Source organism: Limosilactobacillus gorillae (assembly GCF_001293735.1).
In the GTDB taxonomy this organism is placed as follows: domain Bacteria; phylum Bacillota; class Bacilli; order Lactobacillales; family Lactobacillaceae; genus Limosilactobacillus; species Limosilactobacillus gorillae.
On sequence record NZ_BCAH01000022.1, the window covers coordinates 29,627 to 45,844 of the forward strand.

Genomic DNA, 16,218 nt, shown 5'->3' on the forward strand with positions numbered 1-16,218 from the left:
CCCCCTTCATTTTTTGATCATGCTTTCATCCAGGGGTCCCGGAATTTTCCGGGGCCCCTTTTAATTTACCGAAGATGAAAGGAAGGTATCACCTTGAATTCAGACGAACAGTTCATGCGCCTTGCTCTAAGCGAGGCCGCCAAGGGGGGAAGCGCCACGTGGAAGAACCCCCAAGTTGGTGCCGTGATCGTCAAAAATGGTCACCTGCTGGCAACGGGCTACCATCATCAATATGGTCAGATTCATGCCGAACGAGACGCGATCGAAAAGCTACCTAAGGAGCAATTGAATGGGGCTACCCTCTATGTCACCCTGGAGCCCTGCTCGCACTTTGGCAAGCAACCTCCCTGTAGCCAGCTAATCATTGATAGTAACATCGCCCTGGTGGTCGTAGCCTGCGTTGATCCTCATCAGGTAGTTGGCGGTAAGGGGATCGCTCAACTCCGGGCGGCCGGTATTAAAGTTACCGTTGGTTGTTTAAGAAAAGCGGCTGAAGAGCTGAATCGCCACTACTTCTACTTTTACCGCCATAACCGCCCTTGGATCACGGCTAAACAAGCCCTCTCCTTGGATGGCAAGGTGGCTGAGGTGCCGGGTCGACAAACGGTTATCACCAACCAGGAAGCCCACCGGCTTGTCCACCAGGAACGTCAGGACTACCACGCCATTGTGGTTGGGGCTACAACCGTACTCACCGACGATCCGCACCTTCTTTGTGCCACCCCTCAGCTTTTTACCCCCGTCCGGGCGATTCTCGATAAATCGGGGTGCCTAGGCGAGCATCCCAACCGCTTCATCTTCACCGACAATTCAGCTCCCACCTGGCTGATCACAACTAATCCGGCCCTAAAAAGGCTTCCCTGGCCCGCCCACGTAAGCGTTAAGGTTCTTACCACCTGCTCATGGGATGAGATCATGGCCTGCTTCGCAAACGAGGAGCTCCAATCCCTGTACGTTGAGGGCGGTCCAACCGTATTGACAAACCTCTTTAAAGAGGTCCCCGTCAACCAGCTTTTGACCTACCTCGACCCGCAAATCATTGGTGCCCAGGGCCTGACCGGGGCCCAGTTCCCGGCTGGCACCCGCTTTGAACACCAAATAATCACCCGCTTGGGGAATAACCTACGGATTGACGAAAGGAATGATGACGAATGTTTTCTGGCTTAGTAAACGGAACTGGCACGCTCACCCACATCGAACAAAATGAACACACGATTCGGCTAACGATTGACTTGGATCCGGCCCTGCAAGAAGGGATGGAAGTTGGGTCATCGCTAGCAGTAAACGGGACCTGCCTGACGGTGGAGACAAAACAGCCCGGCCGTCTAACCGTCACTTTAATGCCCCAGACCTATAACTTGACGACCTTTAAGGATCAACAGGTGGGCGCTCTGGTTAACTTAGAACGCTCCTTAAAGGTTGGCGCCCGCCTGGAGGGCCACCTCGTCACCGGTCACGTCGACCAAACTACCGCCGTTATTAAGCGCGCGGTCAACGAAAACGCCATTGAACTGACCTTTCAGCTCCCTGCTAATCTGCGGGGACAAATTATCAGCCAGGGAAGTGTTGCCATTAACGGGGTGAGCCTAACGGTGATGAAGCAAGCTGACGATTGGTTCTCCGTTGGTCTGATCCCCCACACCCAGGCGGTCACTAACCTTGATAATCTTCAGGTGGGCGACCTGGTTAATCTAGAAACCGATATCTTAGGTAAGTATGTTCACGCACAATTAGGAGGAATTAACGATGGACGTTCATAAGATTCAAACTGCCCTCACCCACTTGAAAAATGGCGGCCTGATTATCGTTACCGACGATGAAGACCGTGAAGCCGAAGGAGACTTGTTGGGGCTTGCCAGTAAAGTCACCCCGGAAGCAGTCAACTTCATGACTAAGCACGCTCGGGGCCTCCTGTGTGCTCCAATGAGTCCGGAAATTGTCAAGCGGCTTGGCCTCGATTTGATGGTACAAGACAACACCGAGCCCTACCACACCGCCTTCACAGTCTCTTTAGACCATAAGTCTACCAGCACCGGGATCTCGGCCTTTGACCGGTCAGCCACCATTAAGGCCCTGGCTGACCCTGCCAGCACCCACGATGACTTCTACTTTCCCGGTCACGTCTTCCCGTTAATTGGGAAAGAGAACGGTGTCCTAAAGCGTAATGGTCACACCGAAGCCGCCGTTGATCTAGCTGAATTGGCGTGCGAGCCCGGGGCTGGCTACATCTGTGAAATTCTAGGTTCCGACGGTCACATGGCCCGACGTCCAGCCCTAGAACAAATGGCCAAGGAATTACGTTTGCCCATCATAACCATCAAGGACCTCCAGGAGTACCGGCGCTCCCGGGTGAGTCAGCCAGTTCCCCCGGTTCACCTCCCGAGCTCCTACGGTGACTTTACCCTACGCTACTTTACGGACGGCAATTTGGCTTTTATCAAGGGTGATTTGGCTCAGACACCCCTGCTCGTTCGGATCCACTCCGAGTGTTTTACCGGCGATGTCCTTGGTTCCTTACGTTGTGACTGTGGCCCCCAGCTCCACGAAGCCATGAACGCTATCAATCAAGCCGGTGCCGGGATTTTAATCTACCTACGCCAGGAAGGACGGGGGATTGGCTTAGCTAACAAACTCCGCGCTTACCGGCTCCAGGAAGAAGGGTTGGACACAATCGAAGCTAACCACCAGCTGGGGTTTGAAGCTGATGAGCGCCATTACGAGGCCGCAAGTCAAATTCTAAGGGCGCTTGGGGTTTTTACCATTAACCTTTTGACAAACAATCCGGATAAAATCGATCAGCTGGAGGAAATGGGAATCAAGGTTGCCCACCGAATCCCCTTAGAAATACCTGCCACTGATTACGACCGGGCCTACCTACACACAAAGCAAACTAAAATGCACCACCTACTCAATCTAACGGAGGATTAACAAAATGCCTAATCAATTGGAAGGAAACTATACCGCTGTTATAAATAAGAAGGTCGCCATCGTAGTTGGTAAGTTCAATGAGACGGTCACTAAGAACCTCGCTGATGGGGCCGTCCACACCCTGAAGCAATTCGGCCTTTCAGACGACCAGATCGATATCATCTGGGTACCGGGTGCCTTTGAAATTGCTTATGTAGCTAAGAAATTAGTGGATAAGGATAAATACAACGGGATTTTGACCCTAGGAGCCGTTATCAAAGGGGATACCGACCACTACGATTTAATTTGCCAAACAACCACCAGTGCCATCATGAATCTCAACGCCCAAGGGAAGATTCCTGTTCTCTTCGGAATTTTAACCACTGATACCATTGATCAGGCCATGCAACGGGCCGGGTTAAAGGCCGGCAACGAGGGTGCCATGACGGCCCAAAGCCTCTTAGAAATGATTAGCTTGACTGACCAACTAGATGCCAAGTAACCGCTTAAAATTGTATCACAACTTGTCGCCGTGCCTAGTGGACGGGCCGCTTAAGCAGGCGGACCCGGCTAACAGCATCAATTTGTCCCAGAGCAGTTACAAGAGTTGTTACCTGTTCCGGTGTCAGTTCGCCCACATCCACCATCGTATAGGCGTAGTCGCCCTTAGCACGGTTGACTAAATTATCAATGTTGACGGCGGCCTTAGCGATCACCGTGGAGATTTGACCTAACATGTTAGGAATGTTGCGGTGAATGATCGTGAAACGGTGCTGGCTGGTGAAAGGGACCACCACATTGGGCAAGTTGACCGAGTTGGTGGTGTTCCCCGTTTCCAGATACTGGATTAACTCATCGGCGGCCATCTTAGCACAGTTAATTTCAGCCTCTTCGGTTGAGCCGCCAAGGTAAGGTGTAATTATAACCTGCGGATTGTCTTGCAGACATGTCTCACCAAAGTCGGTTACGTACTGGCCAAGTCGACCTGCCGTCAGAGCCTCAACGGCTGCTTGGTTATCGACAATTCCTAGTCGCGAATAATTGAATAGAATTGTCCCAGGCTTGACCTCCTCTAACAGGTTCTTACCAATCATCCCCAATGTCCCCTCATTTTTTGGCACATGAACGGTAATGAAGTCCGCACCCTTAACGACCTCAGTCAGGGTTGCCGCTCGTTGAACTCGGGCAGCTAACTTCCAGGCATCCTCAACTGATAAGTACGGGTCATAGCCGATCACGTCCATCCCTAGGCTGATGGCGGCATTGGCAACTAGGGAGCCAACGTGACCCATTCCAATTACGGCCAGGCGTTTACCAGCCAGCTCATGGCCGTTAAAACGTGACCTCTCGCGTTCCGCACGCAGTGAGAGGTCTTCATCTCCCCACTTGGTACTCCAGTTAGCCGCTTCAATCAGGTTACGGCTAGCAATCACCATCAGGGCGAGGACGACTTCCTTGACCGCGTTGGCGTTGCCACCCGGGGTGTTAAAAACGGCGATCCCCCTTCTTAAACAATCATTGAGTGGGATATTGTTAAAGTCAGCCCCGCAACGAGCAATTGCCAGCTGGTTGGGGCCAAAGTTATGTCCGTGCATATCAGTGCTTTGGATCATGTAGGCGTCTGGTTCCTGACCGGTATTGATCAGGTAGTTGTTGGGAAAGGTGGCTAAGCCCTCATCCGCAATTGCGTCGTAAGTTTTGATTTGAAACATGTGCGCCCCTCCTAATTGTTTTCTTCGAGTGTATACCGATAAAATCCTGCCCAGTGTAAGAGGAAAGGATCCTGTTGGCCAAGCAGCTAGCAGGATCCTTTGCTTTTTAATTGTCCAATTCTTCGTCAGCTTGTAAGACGGCCATAAAAGCGGCTTGTGGAACTTCCACCTTACCAACCGCCTTCATCCGCTTCTTCCCGCGCTTTTGCTTATCGAGTAGCTTAGCCCGCCGGTCGGGATCCCCGGTGTGAATCCGGGCGGTCACATCCTTACGGTAAGCCTTAATGTTGGTCCGAGCAATAATCTTAGAGCCAATCGCTGCTTGAACCGGTATTTCAAAGTTCTGCCGTGGGATGATCTTTTTGAGCTTAGAAGCAATATCACGCCCCCGCTCCTCGGCAAAGTCCCGGTGGGAAATGAAACTCAAGGCATCAACCCGGTCGCCATTCAAGAGAATATCAATCTTAACCAGGTCGGATGGCCGGTAGTCATCGATTTCGTAATCCAAGGAGGCATAGCCCCGCGTGGAGGACTTTAGGCGATCAAAGAAGTCGTAGATAATTTCTGATAGCGGGATGTGATATATGACGTTGACCCGTGTGTCAGACAGATATTCCATCGTATCAAACTGGCCGCGCTTGCGCTGACACAGTTCCATCACAGCCCCGACATAATCGTTTGGGACCATAATTGAGGCTTTAACAAAGGGTTCTTCAATTGACTTGATCTCAGTGACGTCTGGCATTTCAGCTGGATTTTCAACGTTTTTGGTCGACCCATCGTGTAAGTTAACATGGTAGGTAACAGACGGGGCGGTAGTGATTAAATCAAGGTCAAACTCCCGCTCCAACCGTTCTTGAATCACATCCATGTGTAGCATCCCCAAGAAGCCACAGCGGAAACCAAAACCAAGGGCCTGAGAACTTTCCGGCTCAAAGGTTAAGGCGGCATCATTTAACTGTAGTTTTTCCAGGGCGTCCCGTAAGTCGTTAAACTTGGCATTATCGGTTGGGTAAAGCCCTGCGTAAACCATTGGTTGCATCTGCCGGTAGCCAGCCAGCGGCTTATCCGTTGGGTTATCGGCATCGGTGATCGTATCCCCAACCCGGGCATCCTTAATATCCTTAATGGCCGCCGTAATGTAGCCAACATCCCCAGCCATCAAGATATCACGAGCGAGGGGCTTGGGTGAGTTAATCCCTACTTCAGCGACTTCATATACCGCTTTTGAGTTCATAAACTCAATGCGATCTCCCTTTTTGACGGTTCCTTCCTTAACCCGGACGGACAGAACCACTCCCCGGTAATCATCGTACTTGGAGTCAAAGATCAACGCCTTTAGTGGTGCCTCGAGGTCGCCGGTTGGGGCCGGGATGTCTTGAACAATTTTTTCTAGAACCTGGTCGACATTAACCCCGGTCTTAGCCGAGATGTCAACGGCCTCATCAGTGTCCAAGCCGATTTCGTCCTCAATCTGTTTCTTAGTCCCTTCCGGATCCGCGGATGGGAGATCCACCTTATTAATTACCGGTAGAATCTCAAGATCGTTATCGATAGCCAAGTAAGTGTTGGCCAGAGTTTGGGCCTCGACCCCCTGGGTTGCGTCAACTACTAGAATTGCCCCTTCACAGGCGGCCAAGGACCGTGATACCTCGTAGGAGAAGTCAACGTGGCCCGGGGTATCAATTAGATGAAAGATGTAATCTTTACCATCCTTGGCGTGATAAGTCAGGGCCACGGCGTTTAACTTGATCGTGATCCCCCGCTCCCGTTCCAGGGGCATGTCGTCCAAGATCTGGTTTTTCATCTCGCGCTTACTGATCGTATCGGTCATTTCCAAAATCCGGTCGGCCAGCGTCGACTTCCCGTGATCAATGTGGGCCACAATCGAAAAGTTACGAATTCGCCGTTGGCGTTCCTTCATCGCTGCTAAATCCATGCACTATGCCTACTTTCTTCCGTAAAGTCTGCTACTAGTATAGCAAAGACCGCCGCCAAGCGCCAAATTAAGCTGCCTGCTTCAACTGAACGGCCGCCTTAATTATTTGCGATCCCGTAACTTTAGTCGTGGGAATTAACAACGCTGTTATCCATGACAGCAATTTGAGCTAACATAACCTCCTGGTACAGGTTATAGATGATGTTTTCAATATCGGCATACTCCTGCTGAACCTCACTAAGGTACTCCCGCTCCTCACGAAAGGCCAGTTGGTAAGCCTGAAATAAGAGGAGCCGTTCCTCTTTGGGCAAAGTTGGCTGACGCACGTTTTTAACCCATTCCTTTAAAAACTCCCCTAAGGAGGTATCGCTCTGCTGGGAGCGTAGATCGTAAACGATCAAGTTCCTTAATTCTTGTGGTAGATAGATTTGGTTTATTTTTTCAATTGCCCGTTCAATCATCGCCGTCCGAATCTTAATTGTCTTATCTTGAAGAGACTGATTGGTTTGCTGGTGCGGCAGAATAAAGCGGAACAAAATGGTTGGTACCAGCATACTCAAAACGATTAGGACTGATTCAGACATGATCACTAAGTTAAAATCCTTAGTTTGAACACTGGTTTCAGCCACCGTATACGCCAGGGCGAAGGTTACCGTTCCGTGAATCCCACCCAGGGCAAAAATCATTGACCGCTTCCAAGCAGTCCGGTGAACGAAACGGACGTAGATAAAGCGGACCACCAAGTTTGCTAAGTACAAGAGAATTCCAATAATCAGCCAATCCCAGGAACCATGGGTAATTTCTTCATCCAAGGTTACCCGGGTTAGTACAATCCCAAGGATAATGAAAACCATTACGTTCAAAAGGTCAGTAATCAAGTTTACCAGTTGAACAGAATCATAGGCCACCTTAGGGTTTAATAAGCGACTTCGTTCGGCTTCAACCCGGCTGACTAACCCCCCGCAAACAACGGCAATAATTCCGGAAACGTGAATTGCTTCGGCCCCATAGTAGATCGCAAAGGGAGTTAAGAGGTACATGATCTTAACCGGCGTTCCGCTATTTAAAGTGTTATTAATAAAGTTCATCCGGGAGTGGAAGAGGGCTTGCCGAATCACCATCGAGGCTCCACCAATAACACCACCGGCAATTACTCCCCCACCGGCAGAATACAAAAAGTCAAGGAAGGTTTGTCCTACGTTGACGCCCCCATTGACGTACCACAGGACTCCCATGTTTAATAGGATGATCCCGGAAGCATCGTTGAAAAGAGATTCAAACTTGAGGTTATTACCAACCGATTCTGGAATAATCAGTCCATTTGATACTGCTTCCGAAGCAGTCGCATCCGTTGGGGTACTGATGGCCGCCAAGATTACCGCTACCGATAGTGACCCCACCAGAGGATAAACCATTGCCGTGGCAGCAATCGCACACAAAATAACCATGGTAACCGTCAAACTAACAATTGTTCGCCAAGTTTTTACTACTAAGTTCAACCGAACCTGTTGTCCTTCAAAGAACAAGAGCGGTGCCACAATCATCCCCAAGAAGATCTCCGAGTGAAACTCCGCAATTAGGTGGTTTGTAAACGGAATTAGGGCCACAATTATCCCAATTACTAGGGCAACATAGTTAGTGGCAACCTGCGGAAAAAACTGGCGTTTAATAATGATTGCTAAAGCAGCAATAATACTTATCGAAACCGTTGAGATTAACATTATACTCCCCCTATTTAATATATTTGTTATATCTTAACACATAAAAAGCAGGGCCCCCTCAATAGGGTAGGGACCCCGCTTTTCATATCTTATTTTTCTTCAAAGGCATCCTTGAGACGGTCAAAGAAACCAGGTTTGACACCCTTAACGTCTTCACCGGAGGCCGCCGCAAAGGCTAACATTGCCTCGCGTTGCCGTTTATTCAGGTTCTTTGGCGTCTTCACGTGAATAGTCACGTACTCATCACCGTTACCGTTCCCGTTGATCCGTGGAACCCCCTTACCCCGCAAACGGAAGCGGGTTTCTGATTGAGTCCCCGCTGGGATTTTTAAGTCAACGTCGCCATGAACGGTCTTAGCTTGGATGTGATCTCCAAGGGCCGCTTGGGAAATTGAAATATCTTGATCAACATTGATCGTATCTCCATCCCGCTTAAACTCACGGCTTGGGGTGACCTTAAAGATAATGTATAAATCACCGTACGGGCCACCGTTTTGACCAGCTTCCCCCTGCCCTTGCAGACGCATTTGCTGACCATCGTCGATTCCTTGAGGTACCTTGACCTTTAACTCATGGCGCTCATCAACCACACCAGCACCGTGACAAGTGTCACACTGGTCAGCCGGGTCAATCACTTGGCCCTTCCCGCCACAGGTTGGGCAAACCTCTTGGGACTGCATTACCCCCATCATTGTTTGCCGCTGGCGCAAGACATAGCCTTGCCCATGACAAGTTGAACAGGTGTGAGCGGACTTACCAGGCTTAACGCCTGACCCGTGACAAGTATCGCACTCTGCTGAACGATTGTACTTAATCGTGGTTTCCTTACCAAAGATGGCGTCCATGAAATCAAGAGTCATCGTGTACTGAAGGTCCCGGCCCTGCCGGGGAGCGGATGGATCACGCCGGGCTCGGCCACCACCAAAGAGATCGCCAAAGATATCGGAAAAGTCACCGAAACCACCCTGACTAAAACCGCCCTGGCCAAAGCCACCTTGACCACCAAAGCCTGCCTGAGGGCCAGCAGAACCGTACTGATCGTATTGGGCCCGTTTTTGCTCGTCACTCAAGGTTTCGTAGGCTTCGTTAATCTTTTTAAATTTCTCTTCGGCACCCGCCTCATGATTTACATCGGGGTGGTACTTGGCCGCCAGTTTTCGGTAGGCCCGCTTAATTTCGGCCTCGGAGGCGTCCTTTTTAACACCGAGGACATCGTATAAATCTTGTTCTGCCATGAATACCCCTCACTTAAATTTGTAGGTTATTATCGCATAGACCACCATAGCAAGCAAGAAGCCAAAGTCCGGTTTCCTGGCCTTTGGCTTCTTGCTTAATTATGGGAGGACCTAACTACTTCTTGTCGTCCGGGTTAACTTCTTCAAAATCCCCGTCAACAGTGTTGTCGTCGCCCTTCTTATCCGTATCTTGGTTACCCTTTGGTTGGTCGCCATTGGCTTGGTTTTCTTGTTGGGCTTGTTGGTATAATTTGACAGTCAGGTCTTGAACAATCTTGTTCAAATCGTCTTTCTTGGCCTTCATGTCCTCTAAGTTATTGTCATCCTTAGCCTTTTGAAGGGCATCTTTTGCATCCTTAGCCTTCTTGATTTCATCATCTGAAACCTTACCCTTCAATTCTTCAAGGGTCTTATCAGTTTGGAAGAGAAGTTGGTCAGTTTCGTTTCGAACGTCGGCTTCTTCCTTCTTCTTCTTGTCGGCTTCGGCGTTTGCTTCAGCATCCTTCTTCATCCGTTCGATTTCTTCATCGGACAAGCCGGAGTTAGACTTGATAGTGATGTTTTGCTTCTTGTGGGTCCCTTGATCTTCAGCAGAAACGTTAACAATCCCGTTCTTATCAATGTCGAAGGTCACTTTGATTTGTGGAACCCCACGTGGTGCAGGCGGAATATCCGTTAATTGGAAGTTCCCAAGCGTCTTGTTGTCAGCAGCCATTGGCCGTTCACCTTGTAAGACGTGGATATCAACAGCCGGTTGGTTATCAGCAGCCGTAGAGAAGACCTGGCTCTTAGAAGTTGGGATCGTGGTGTTGCGATCGATCAGCTTGGTGAACACGCCCCCCATGGTTTCAATCCCCAATGAAAGTGGCGTAACATCCAAGAGGACCACGTCCTTAACGTCACCGGTCAGAACCCCACCTTGGATGGCAGCCCCAAGGGCAACGGCTTCATCAGGGTTGATGGAGTGGTTAGGTTCCTTCCCTGTCAGGGACTTAACCATTTCTTGCACGGCTGGAATCCGGGTAGAACCACCGTTTAAGATGACTTCATCAATGTCAGAGAAGTCTAATTCGGCGTCCTTTAAGGCATTTAAGACTGGTTGCTTAGTCTTTTCAACTAGTTCGTTCGTCAATTGGTTGAATTGGGCCCGGGTTAAAGTCTTTTCCAAGTGGAGTGGGCCATTATCACCAGAGGTGATGAACGGAAGGGAAATTTGGGCTTCTTGAACCCCAGAAAGATCTTTCTTAGCCTTTTCAGCAGCATCCTTGAGCCGTTGGAGTGCCATCTTGTCTTGGGAAAGATCAATGCCGTTTTCTTGCTTGAAGCCGTCAATCAACCAGTCCATGATCTTTTGGTCGAAGTCATCACCACCAAGGTGTGTGTCCCCGTTTGTGGAGAGCACTTGGAAGACCCCGTCACCAAGTTCAAGAATCGAAACGTCAAAGGTACCCCCACCAAGGTCGTAAACCAGGATCTTTTCATCCTTGTCCTTCTTGTCTAACCCGTAGGCCAGAGAAGAAGCGGTTGGTTCGTTGATAATCCGCTTAACGTCAAGTCCAGCAATCTTCCCGGCGTCCTTAGTAGCTTGACGTTGGGCATCGTTAAAGTAAGCTGGCACCGTGATTACGGCTTCAGAAACCGTGTCCCCAATGTAGTCTTCCGCGTACTTCTTAATGTATTGAAGAATCATTGCGGAAATTTCTTGTGGCGTGTACTTCTTACCTTCGATATCAACGGTATAGCCTGCTTCACCCATGTGACTCTTAATGGACTTAACCGTGTTTGGATTGGTAATTGCTTGACGCTTAGCCACTTCCCCAACTTGAACTTCCCCATTCTTAAAGGAAACAACGGACGGGGTGGTCCGGCCCCCTTCTGGGTTAGTGATAATCTTTGGCTCGTTACCTTCCATTACGGCAACGGCGGAGTTAGTGGTACCAAGGTCGATACCGATAATCTTGTTACTTGCCATACTTATATCCCTCTTTTTAGTTTTACTTACTTAATTTATTGGGCAACGATTACCATGGCTGGGCGTAACACCCGGTCATGCAAAACGTAGCCGGCTTGAAGAACCTGCACAACGGTTTCAGGCTTTTGATCACCACTAGCAGCCACGGTTTGGACCGCTTGCTGCGTGGTCGGATCAAACGGCTTGTTTAATGCCTCAATTTCTTTAATATCATGGTCTTCTAAGGCCTTTTCCAGGTGATCGTGGACCATCTGAATTCCCTTTTTGAGCTGTTGACCGTTTTCGTCTTCCACCTCAATTTCAAGGGCCCGCTTTAAGTTGTCTAAGACGGGTAAGATCCCCTTGGCCAGGTCCTGACCATCATACTTTAACAGTTGCGCTTGTTCCTTTTTAAAACGCTTGGTCATGTTTTGGATTTCTGCTTGCGCCCGCAAGTTCTGGTCCTTTTGATCTTCAACTTGCTTTTGCAGCTCTTTAACCTGCTTTTCTAGCTCTTTAACACGAGTGTCAGCATCATTTGCAGGTCGCTCTTTCGTTGCTTTCGCTTGGTCACCCTTGACCGGACCTTCTTGCGGGTCAACGGAAGCTTGGTCTTTTTTTTCCTCTTCTTTTGCCATTTAATCCCTCCTAGGAGTCGTAATAGCGATGGTAGTGGTCAAGTAGCCGCTTGGTTAGTTCACGACGAAAGGCGTCGACAATTCCAAGCGTCCGGGCATAAGGCATCCGGGTTGGACCGAGAACAGCAATAATGCCCTCCCCATACTGATCAACCTGATACTTTGCCGTGATCAAACTATAATCATCCAAAATTTGGTTATCGGCGATTTCATTCCCGATCCGTACTGAGATATCGGCGGCATCATCAGGATCTAAAATCTCCTGCAGGTTGTTGCCGTGGTCTAAGAGTGCATATAGATCCTGGACAACGGCTGGATTCTGTTGATTGGCAAAGCCCAATAGGTTTAAACGTCCCCCCACAAAGAAGCGTTCGTTAGCCGCCCGGGAAGCGACCGAATCAAAGATGTTCAAAAAACCTTCTGGCTGATGAAGGTAACGGTTTACCTGTAACGGGATGTCCGTAACAAGTCGTTTCATCACCTCAGGCAAGGTAAGGCCAGTCAATTGGTCGTTAATCAATCGGATCACGGCTTCCAGGGCCTCCGTATCGATCCCCGGGGGTAAGATGGAGGATTGACTCTCAACTTCACCCGTATCCGTTACTAAAATAGCAATTACCTTTTGATTTCCCAGCGGAACCAGTCGAAAGCCACTCAATCGAGCATCTTTTTGCTCCGGTTTTAAGGTAAAAGCGGTGTAGCTGGTGAGGTTCGACAAGATATCAGCCGAGTGTGAAATAATTTCATCAAGCTTTTGGTACTCGGTGCCTAGTGAATTTTGAATTACAATCAGGTCATTTTTGGTTACCGACAACGGATCCAACAAGTGATCAACATAGTAACGATAACCCAGCCTGGACGGTACCCGCCCGGAGCTGGAGTGTTCCTTGGCTACCAATCCCTCGTGCTCTAAGACGACCATTTCATTTCTGATCGTGGCCGATGAAACCTTAGTTGTAAGGTGGTCGACCAGGGCCTTAGAGCCAACCGGTTGACCGGTCGTGGTGTATTGGCGTACAATCGCTTGCAGGACTTCTTCTTGGCGTTTAGTTAGCATCTTGATCACTTCCTTTTAGCACTCTGACCATCTAAGTGCTAAATACAATGTATAATATACCAACCGTTCCGCTAAAAGTCAACAAAAGTCAAAGATCTTTTCGTAATTTATCACCGAGGAATACCATGCCAGATGACAACCGCTATGTTAAACCCCAGAGCGCTAAAGAAGCAATGGAGTTGATTCAAAAACTTTTTAATTCATATCGCAACGCCCCGCTTACCAGCGAACTATTAAACTACCACACTAACCTAGTGGCCCGTTTGAACAGCGATATCCTGCTGGCCGCTAAACAGGAAGGACCAAAACGAGTCGCCGACCTCAAATCAATGGTGGCACTCATGCAATCCTGGACCAGAATTCGGCTCAGCGGCCGCCCCTTCTTGGGTAAGATGCATCACTTCAAGCTTAGCAATGGTAATCAGCCCAAGTTTAAACGTCGTGTCCACAAGATGAATGGGGGCAGTAATCATCGAGCCAGCCGTCATTGATTATGGAAGGAAGTTTCAGTAGCCACAATACGTCAACCACCTCTGACTAAAGTTACGAAATTTCCGACCAAACCAATTAAATGGAAAAACGCCCAGCTGATATTCAAACCAGTGGACGCTGTAGTTGCCTTAGAGCATCATTTTAACGCGCTTACTAGACACACGGTGAGGATAGTTAGGTAAATGTGCCATAATAACTAGGTGAAAATGTTAGGTCGGTTGATGCTTTAATAGACTGGTCCCAAGTGCCCTTATTAACTATTCTTAATCAAAAATATCCGGTAAAGCCGCCAAATCTTCTAAGATTGTCATTGAATCAACCTGGTCTTGCTTTAACTGAGCAACCAAACCTTCAACCCCGTTAAACTTAACTTCGCCCCGTAGGCGCTTGAGCCAGGTAACGGTGACGTGTTCACCGTAAATGTTGTCATGGAAGTCAAAGAGGTAAACCTCAATTGTCTTGTGTTTATTTTGGCCAAAGGTAACGTTATAGCCCACCGAAGCCATCCCACCATACCAGTGACCATCAACCTTGAAACGGACGGTGTAGACCCCGACGGCCGGAATCCGTTCAAGTGGATTCCAAGCCACGTTAGCGGTCGGAAAGCCAATTGTCCGGCCCCGCGCTAGACCATGAACAACTATTCCGCTAGTTTGGTAACGATAGCCCAACATTTCGTTGGCCGTCGTCACCCTTCCTTCGTCAATTAGGTGGCGAATCCGACTGGAACTGATCTTCTGTTTTTCACTTTCCTGTTTTTCAACCGTGATTACATCAAACTGCCCTCCCGCATACTCAGGGAGCCGCTGCATGGTGGCAACGTCCTTGGGTCCGTACGTGTGATCAAAGCCAGCTACCACCGCCACTGCGTGCATCTTCACCAGGTATTGGTTAACAAATTCGACCGGGGTGAGGCCTCCCAGTTTAGCCGTAAAGTCAACCAAGTAAACCAAGTCACATCCAAGCTTGTCCAGCAGGGCGAGCTTTTTTTCAATCGTGGTTAAATAGTGTACTCCTTCGTCATAACGCTGGTAAACAATCCCCGGGAGCTTATCATAGGTTAAAACCGCTAAGGGAACATGACGCCGGACCGCCTCTTCTTTGGCCCGGGCAATCACCGCCTGATGCCCTCGGTGGACCCCATCGAAAAAGCCCATCGCAACCACCACCGGTCCCTCAGGAACCTGTGCTTCCACCAACGGATGGTGAACCTTAATTACTTCCATCGTATCCCTTCTAACTATTTTTAAACATTTTTTCAGGTTGATAGTGGTGGTCGACCAGCTTGTAGACGGCCTTGGTATCACCCTGATAAGTTACAACCACCCGTGCCTTCTGTGGGTTTAGCTCGGTCTGTTTAAGCCATCCCCCATTCTGAACCCTTTGCCACTGCTCGGCGTTCAACTCAGCATGAGGTAGGTCCTTAACGGCGTAATCTAATGGGTATAAGTTAACCATTCCACTGGCCGTGACCATGTCCTGAATATCATCCAGGCTTAGGGTCTGGTCCAGGGTGAAGCCCCCAGATTTAAGTCGGGTTAGAGAAGACATCACCCCCGGATAGCCTAGCTTATTAGCCAGGTCAACCGCAAGCGTCCGAACGTAGGTCCCCTTAGAGCAGCCAACCCTAAAACGAACCCGTTGAACCTGCTCTTCTTGGTCGTAAGTACTTGAAATTAGCGTAAAATGATCGATTGTAACCTGGCGCCTGGGGCGTTCAACGGTCTCACCAGCTCGGGCGTACTCGTAAAGACGCTTACCGTTAACCTTGACGGCTGAGTACATGGGTGGGATTTGGACGATCGTCCCAGTCATATCAGTCATCGTTTTTTCTAACGTTTCCTTATCAATGGGAATTTTAACTGGCTTCTGGTCGATCACCTCACCATCGAGATCCTCCGTTGTGGTTGCCTTGCCAATTAAAACCTCGCCAGAATACTCCTTACCAGAGGCCATTAGATACTCAACTGTCTTGGTAGTGTTGCCGATTGCGATTGGTAAGACTCCGTCAACATTAGGGTCCAAGGTCCCTGAGTGGCCAATCTTCTTGGTGTGGAGAATCCGTCGTAAGCGGGCGATGCAGTCAAATGAGGTCATCCCCCGCTCCTTATAAAGTGGAATGATTCCGTCCATGTGTCTTCCTTTCTATACCAAAAAAGAGCCCGCAGTCCTGGGCTGGGGCCCCTTTTTAATTAAAGTTCGTTCTTACGGTGTAATTCGTTAATTAGTTCGTCAATTCGACTCCCGTACTCAATCGATGGGTCACGGACAAACTTGATTTCTGGTGCCTTGAAGATGTTTAAACGGCTCCCCAATTCACTCCTGACCAGCCCACTAGCCTTATCCAACCCAGTTTGGGTCTTCTCAGCATCTGAAGCTAGCTTGGAGAGAATCGTATAGTAAATCGTTGCCTGCTGAAGGTCACCAGTTACGTCAACACCGGTTACCGTAACCCCCTGAACCCGGGGATCACGAACCCGCTTTAAAAGAATGTCATCAACTTCGCGCTGGATTTGTTGCGCCAAGCGTTCCACCCGAAATTGCTTATTGGGCATGCGTGTCCCTC

The 16,218-nt window shown here is 49.3% G+C and carries 15 protein-coding genes; 5 read left to right on the forward strand and 10 right to left on the reverse strand.

Annotated features, from left to right (window positions below; translation table 11 throughout):
* Positions 1 to 93: 93 nt before the first annotated feature.
* The 4 genes from ribD to ribH are packed head-to-tail and all read left to right on the forward strand — an operon-like array spanning position 94 to position 3,409.
* A complete protein-coding gene (ribD, locus tag AOQ57_RS03985; protein WP_093625434.1) occupies positions 94 to 1,167 on the forward strand; it encodes a bifunctional diaminohydroxyphosphoribosylaminopyrimidine deaminase/5-amino-6-(5-phosphoribosylamino)uracil reductase RibD in 1,074 nt (357 codons plus the stop codon).
* Complete coding sequence (locus tag AOQ57_RS03990; RefSeq protein ID WP_093625436.1) at positions 1,152 to 1,760, forward strand: riboflavin synthase; 609 nt, start codon at positions 1,152 to 1,154, stop codon at positions 1,758 to 1,760. The genes ribD and AOQ57_RS03990 overlap by 16 nt, the downstream gene beginning before the upstream one ends.
* Positions 1,747 to 2,928 carry a GTP cyclohydrolase II gene (gene ribA, locus AOQ57_RS03995; RefSeq protein WP_093625438.1) on the forward strand — a complete coding sequence of 394 codons (1,182 nt, stop codon included), beginning with the start codon at positions 1,747 to 1,749 and terminating at the stop codon, positions 2,926 to 2,928. Before AOQ57_RS03990 ends, ribA begins: the two co-directional genes overlap by 14 nt.
* A 4-nt stretch (positions 2,929 to 2,932) precedes the next feature.
* Positions 2,933 to 3,409, forward strand: coding sequence for a 6,7-dimethyl-8-ribityllumazine synthase (ribH, locus tag AOQ57_RS04000; protein WP_093625440.1), 477 nt, complete (start codon positions 2,933 to 2,935; stop codon positions 3,407 to 3,409).
* 34 nt (positions 3,410 to 3,443) lie between these two features.
* Here the strand turns inward: ribH and AOQ57_RS04005 are convergent, their stop codons facing one another.
* The 7 genes from AOQ57_RS04005 to hrcA all read right to left on the reverse strand — a co-directional run bounded on the left by AOQ57_RS04005 (position 3,444) and on the right by hrcA (position 13,160).
* Complete coding sequence (locus AOQ57_RS04005) at positions 3,444 to 4,619, reverse strand: phosphoglycerate dehydrogenase (protein ID WP_093625442.1); 1,176 nt, start codon at positions 4,617 to 4,619, stop codon at positions 3,444 to 3,446.
* 106 nt (positions 4,620 to 4,725) lie between these two features.
* Positions 4,726 to 6,558, reverse strand: a complete 1,833-nt coding sequence (gene lepA / locus AOQ57_RS04010) for a translation elongation factor 4 (protein WP_093625444.1) — start codon at positions 6,556 to 6,558, stop codon at positions 4,726 to 4,728.
* Between the two features lie 122 nt (positions 6,559 to 6,680).
* A complete protein-coding gene (locus AOQ57_RS04015) occupies positions 6,681 to 8,279 on the reverse strand; it encodes a cation:proton antiporter (protein WP_093625446.1) in 1,599 nt (532 codons plus the stop codon).
* Between the two features lie 89 nt (positions 8,280 to 8,368).
* Positions 8,369 to 9,514, reverse strand: coding sequence for a molecular chaperone DnaJ (gene dnaJ, locus AOQ57_RS04020; protein WP_093625448.1), 1,146 nt, complete (start codon positions 9,512 to 9,514; stop codon positions 8,369 to 8,371).
* A gap of 115 nt (positions 9,515 to 9,629) precedes the next feature.
* Complete coding sequence (gene dnaK, locus AOQ57_RS04025; protein ID WP_093625450.1) at positions 9,630 to 11,486, reverse strand: molecular chaperone DnaK; 1,857 nt, start codon at positions 11,484 to 11,486, stop codon at positions 9,630 to 9,632.
* A gap of 35 nt (positions 11,487 to 11,521) precedes the next feature.
* On the reverse strand, positions 11,522 to 12,103 hold the full coding sequence (gene grpE, locus AOQ57_RS04030; RefSeq protein WP_093625452.1) for a nucleotide exchange factor GrpE: 582 nt from the start codon (positions 12,101 to 12,103) through the stop codon (positions 11,522 to 11,524).
* A 10-nt stretch (positions 12,104 to 12,113) separates the two neighbouring features.
* Positions 12,114 to 13,160, reverse strand: coding sequence for a heat-inducible transcriptional repressor HrcA (hrcA, locus tag AOQ57_RS04035; RefSeq protein ID WP_093625454.1), 1,047 nt, complete (start codon positions 13,158 to 13,160; stop codon positions 12,114 to 12,116).
* Positions 13,161 to 13,285: 125 nt separating this feature from the next.
* Between hrcA and AOQ57_RS04040 the strand changes: the two genes are divergently transcribed.
* The gene (locus tag AOQ57_RS04040; protein WP_093625456.1) at positions 13,286 to 13,651 is read left to right on the forward strand and encodes a hypothetical protein; all 366 of its coding nucleotides are present in this window, start codon (positions 13,286 to 13,288) and stop codon (positions 13,649 to 13,651) included.
* 264 nt (positions 13,652 to 13,915) lie between these two features.
* Here the strand turns inward: AOQ57_RS04040 and ribF are convergent, their stop codons facing one another.
* The 3 genes from ribF to rbfA are packed head-to-tail and all read right to left on the reverse strand — an operon-like array spanning position 13,916 to position 16,207.
* Positions 13,916 to 14,878, reverse strand: coding sequence for a riboflavin biosynthesis protein RibF (gene ribF / locus AOQ57_RS04045; RefSeq protein WP_093625458.1), 963 nt, complete (start codon positions 14,876 to 14,878; stop codon positions 13,916 to 13,918).
* Positions 14,879 to 14,888: 10 nt separating this feature from the next.
* On the reverse strand, positions 14,889 to 15,785 hold the full coding sequence (gene truB / locus AOQ57_RS04050; protein WP_093625460.1) for a tRNA pseudouridine(55) synthase TruB: 897 nt from the start codon (positions 15,783 to 15,785) through the stop codon (positions 14,889 to 14,891).
* 59 nt (positions 15,786 to 15,844) lie between these two features.
* Positions 15,845 to 16,207 carry a 30S ribosome-binding factor RbfA gene (rbfA, locus tag AOQ57_RS04055; RefSeq protein ID WP_093625462.1) on the reverse strand — a complete coding sequence of 121 codons (363 nt, stop codon included), beginning with the start codon at positions 16,205 to 16,207 and terminating at the stop codon, positions 15,845 to 15,847.
* Positions 16,208 to 16,218: the final 11 nt, after the last annotated feature.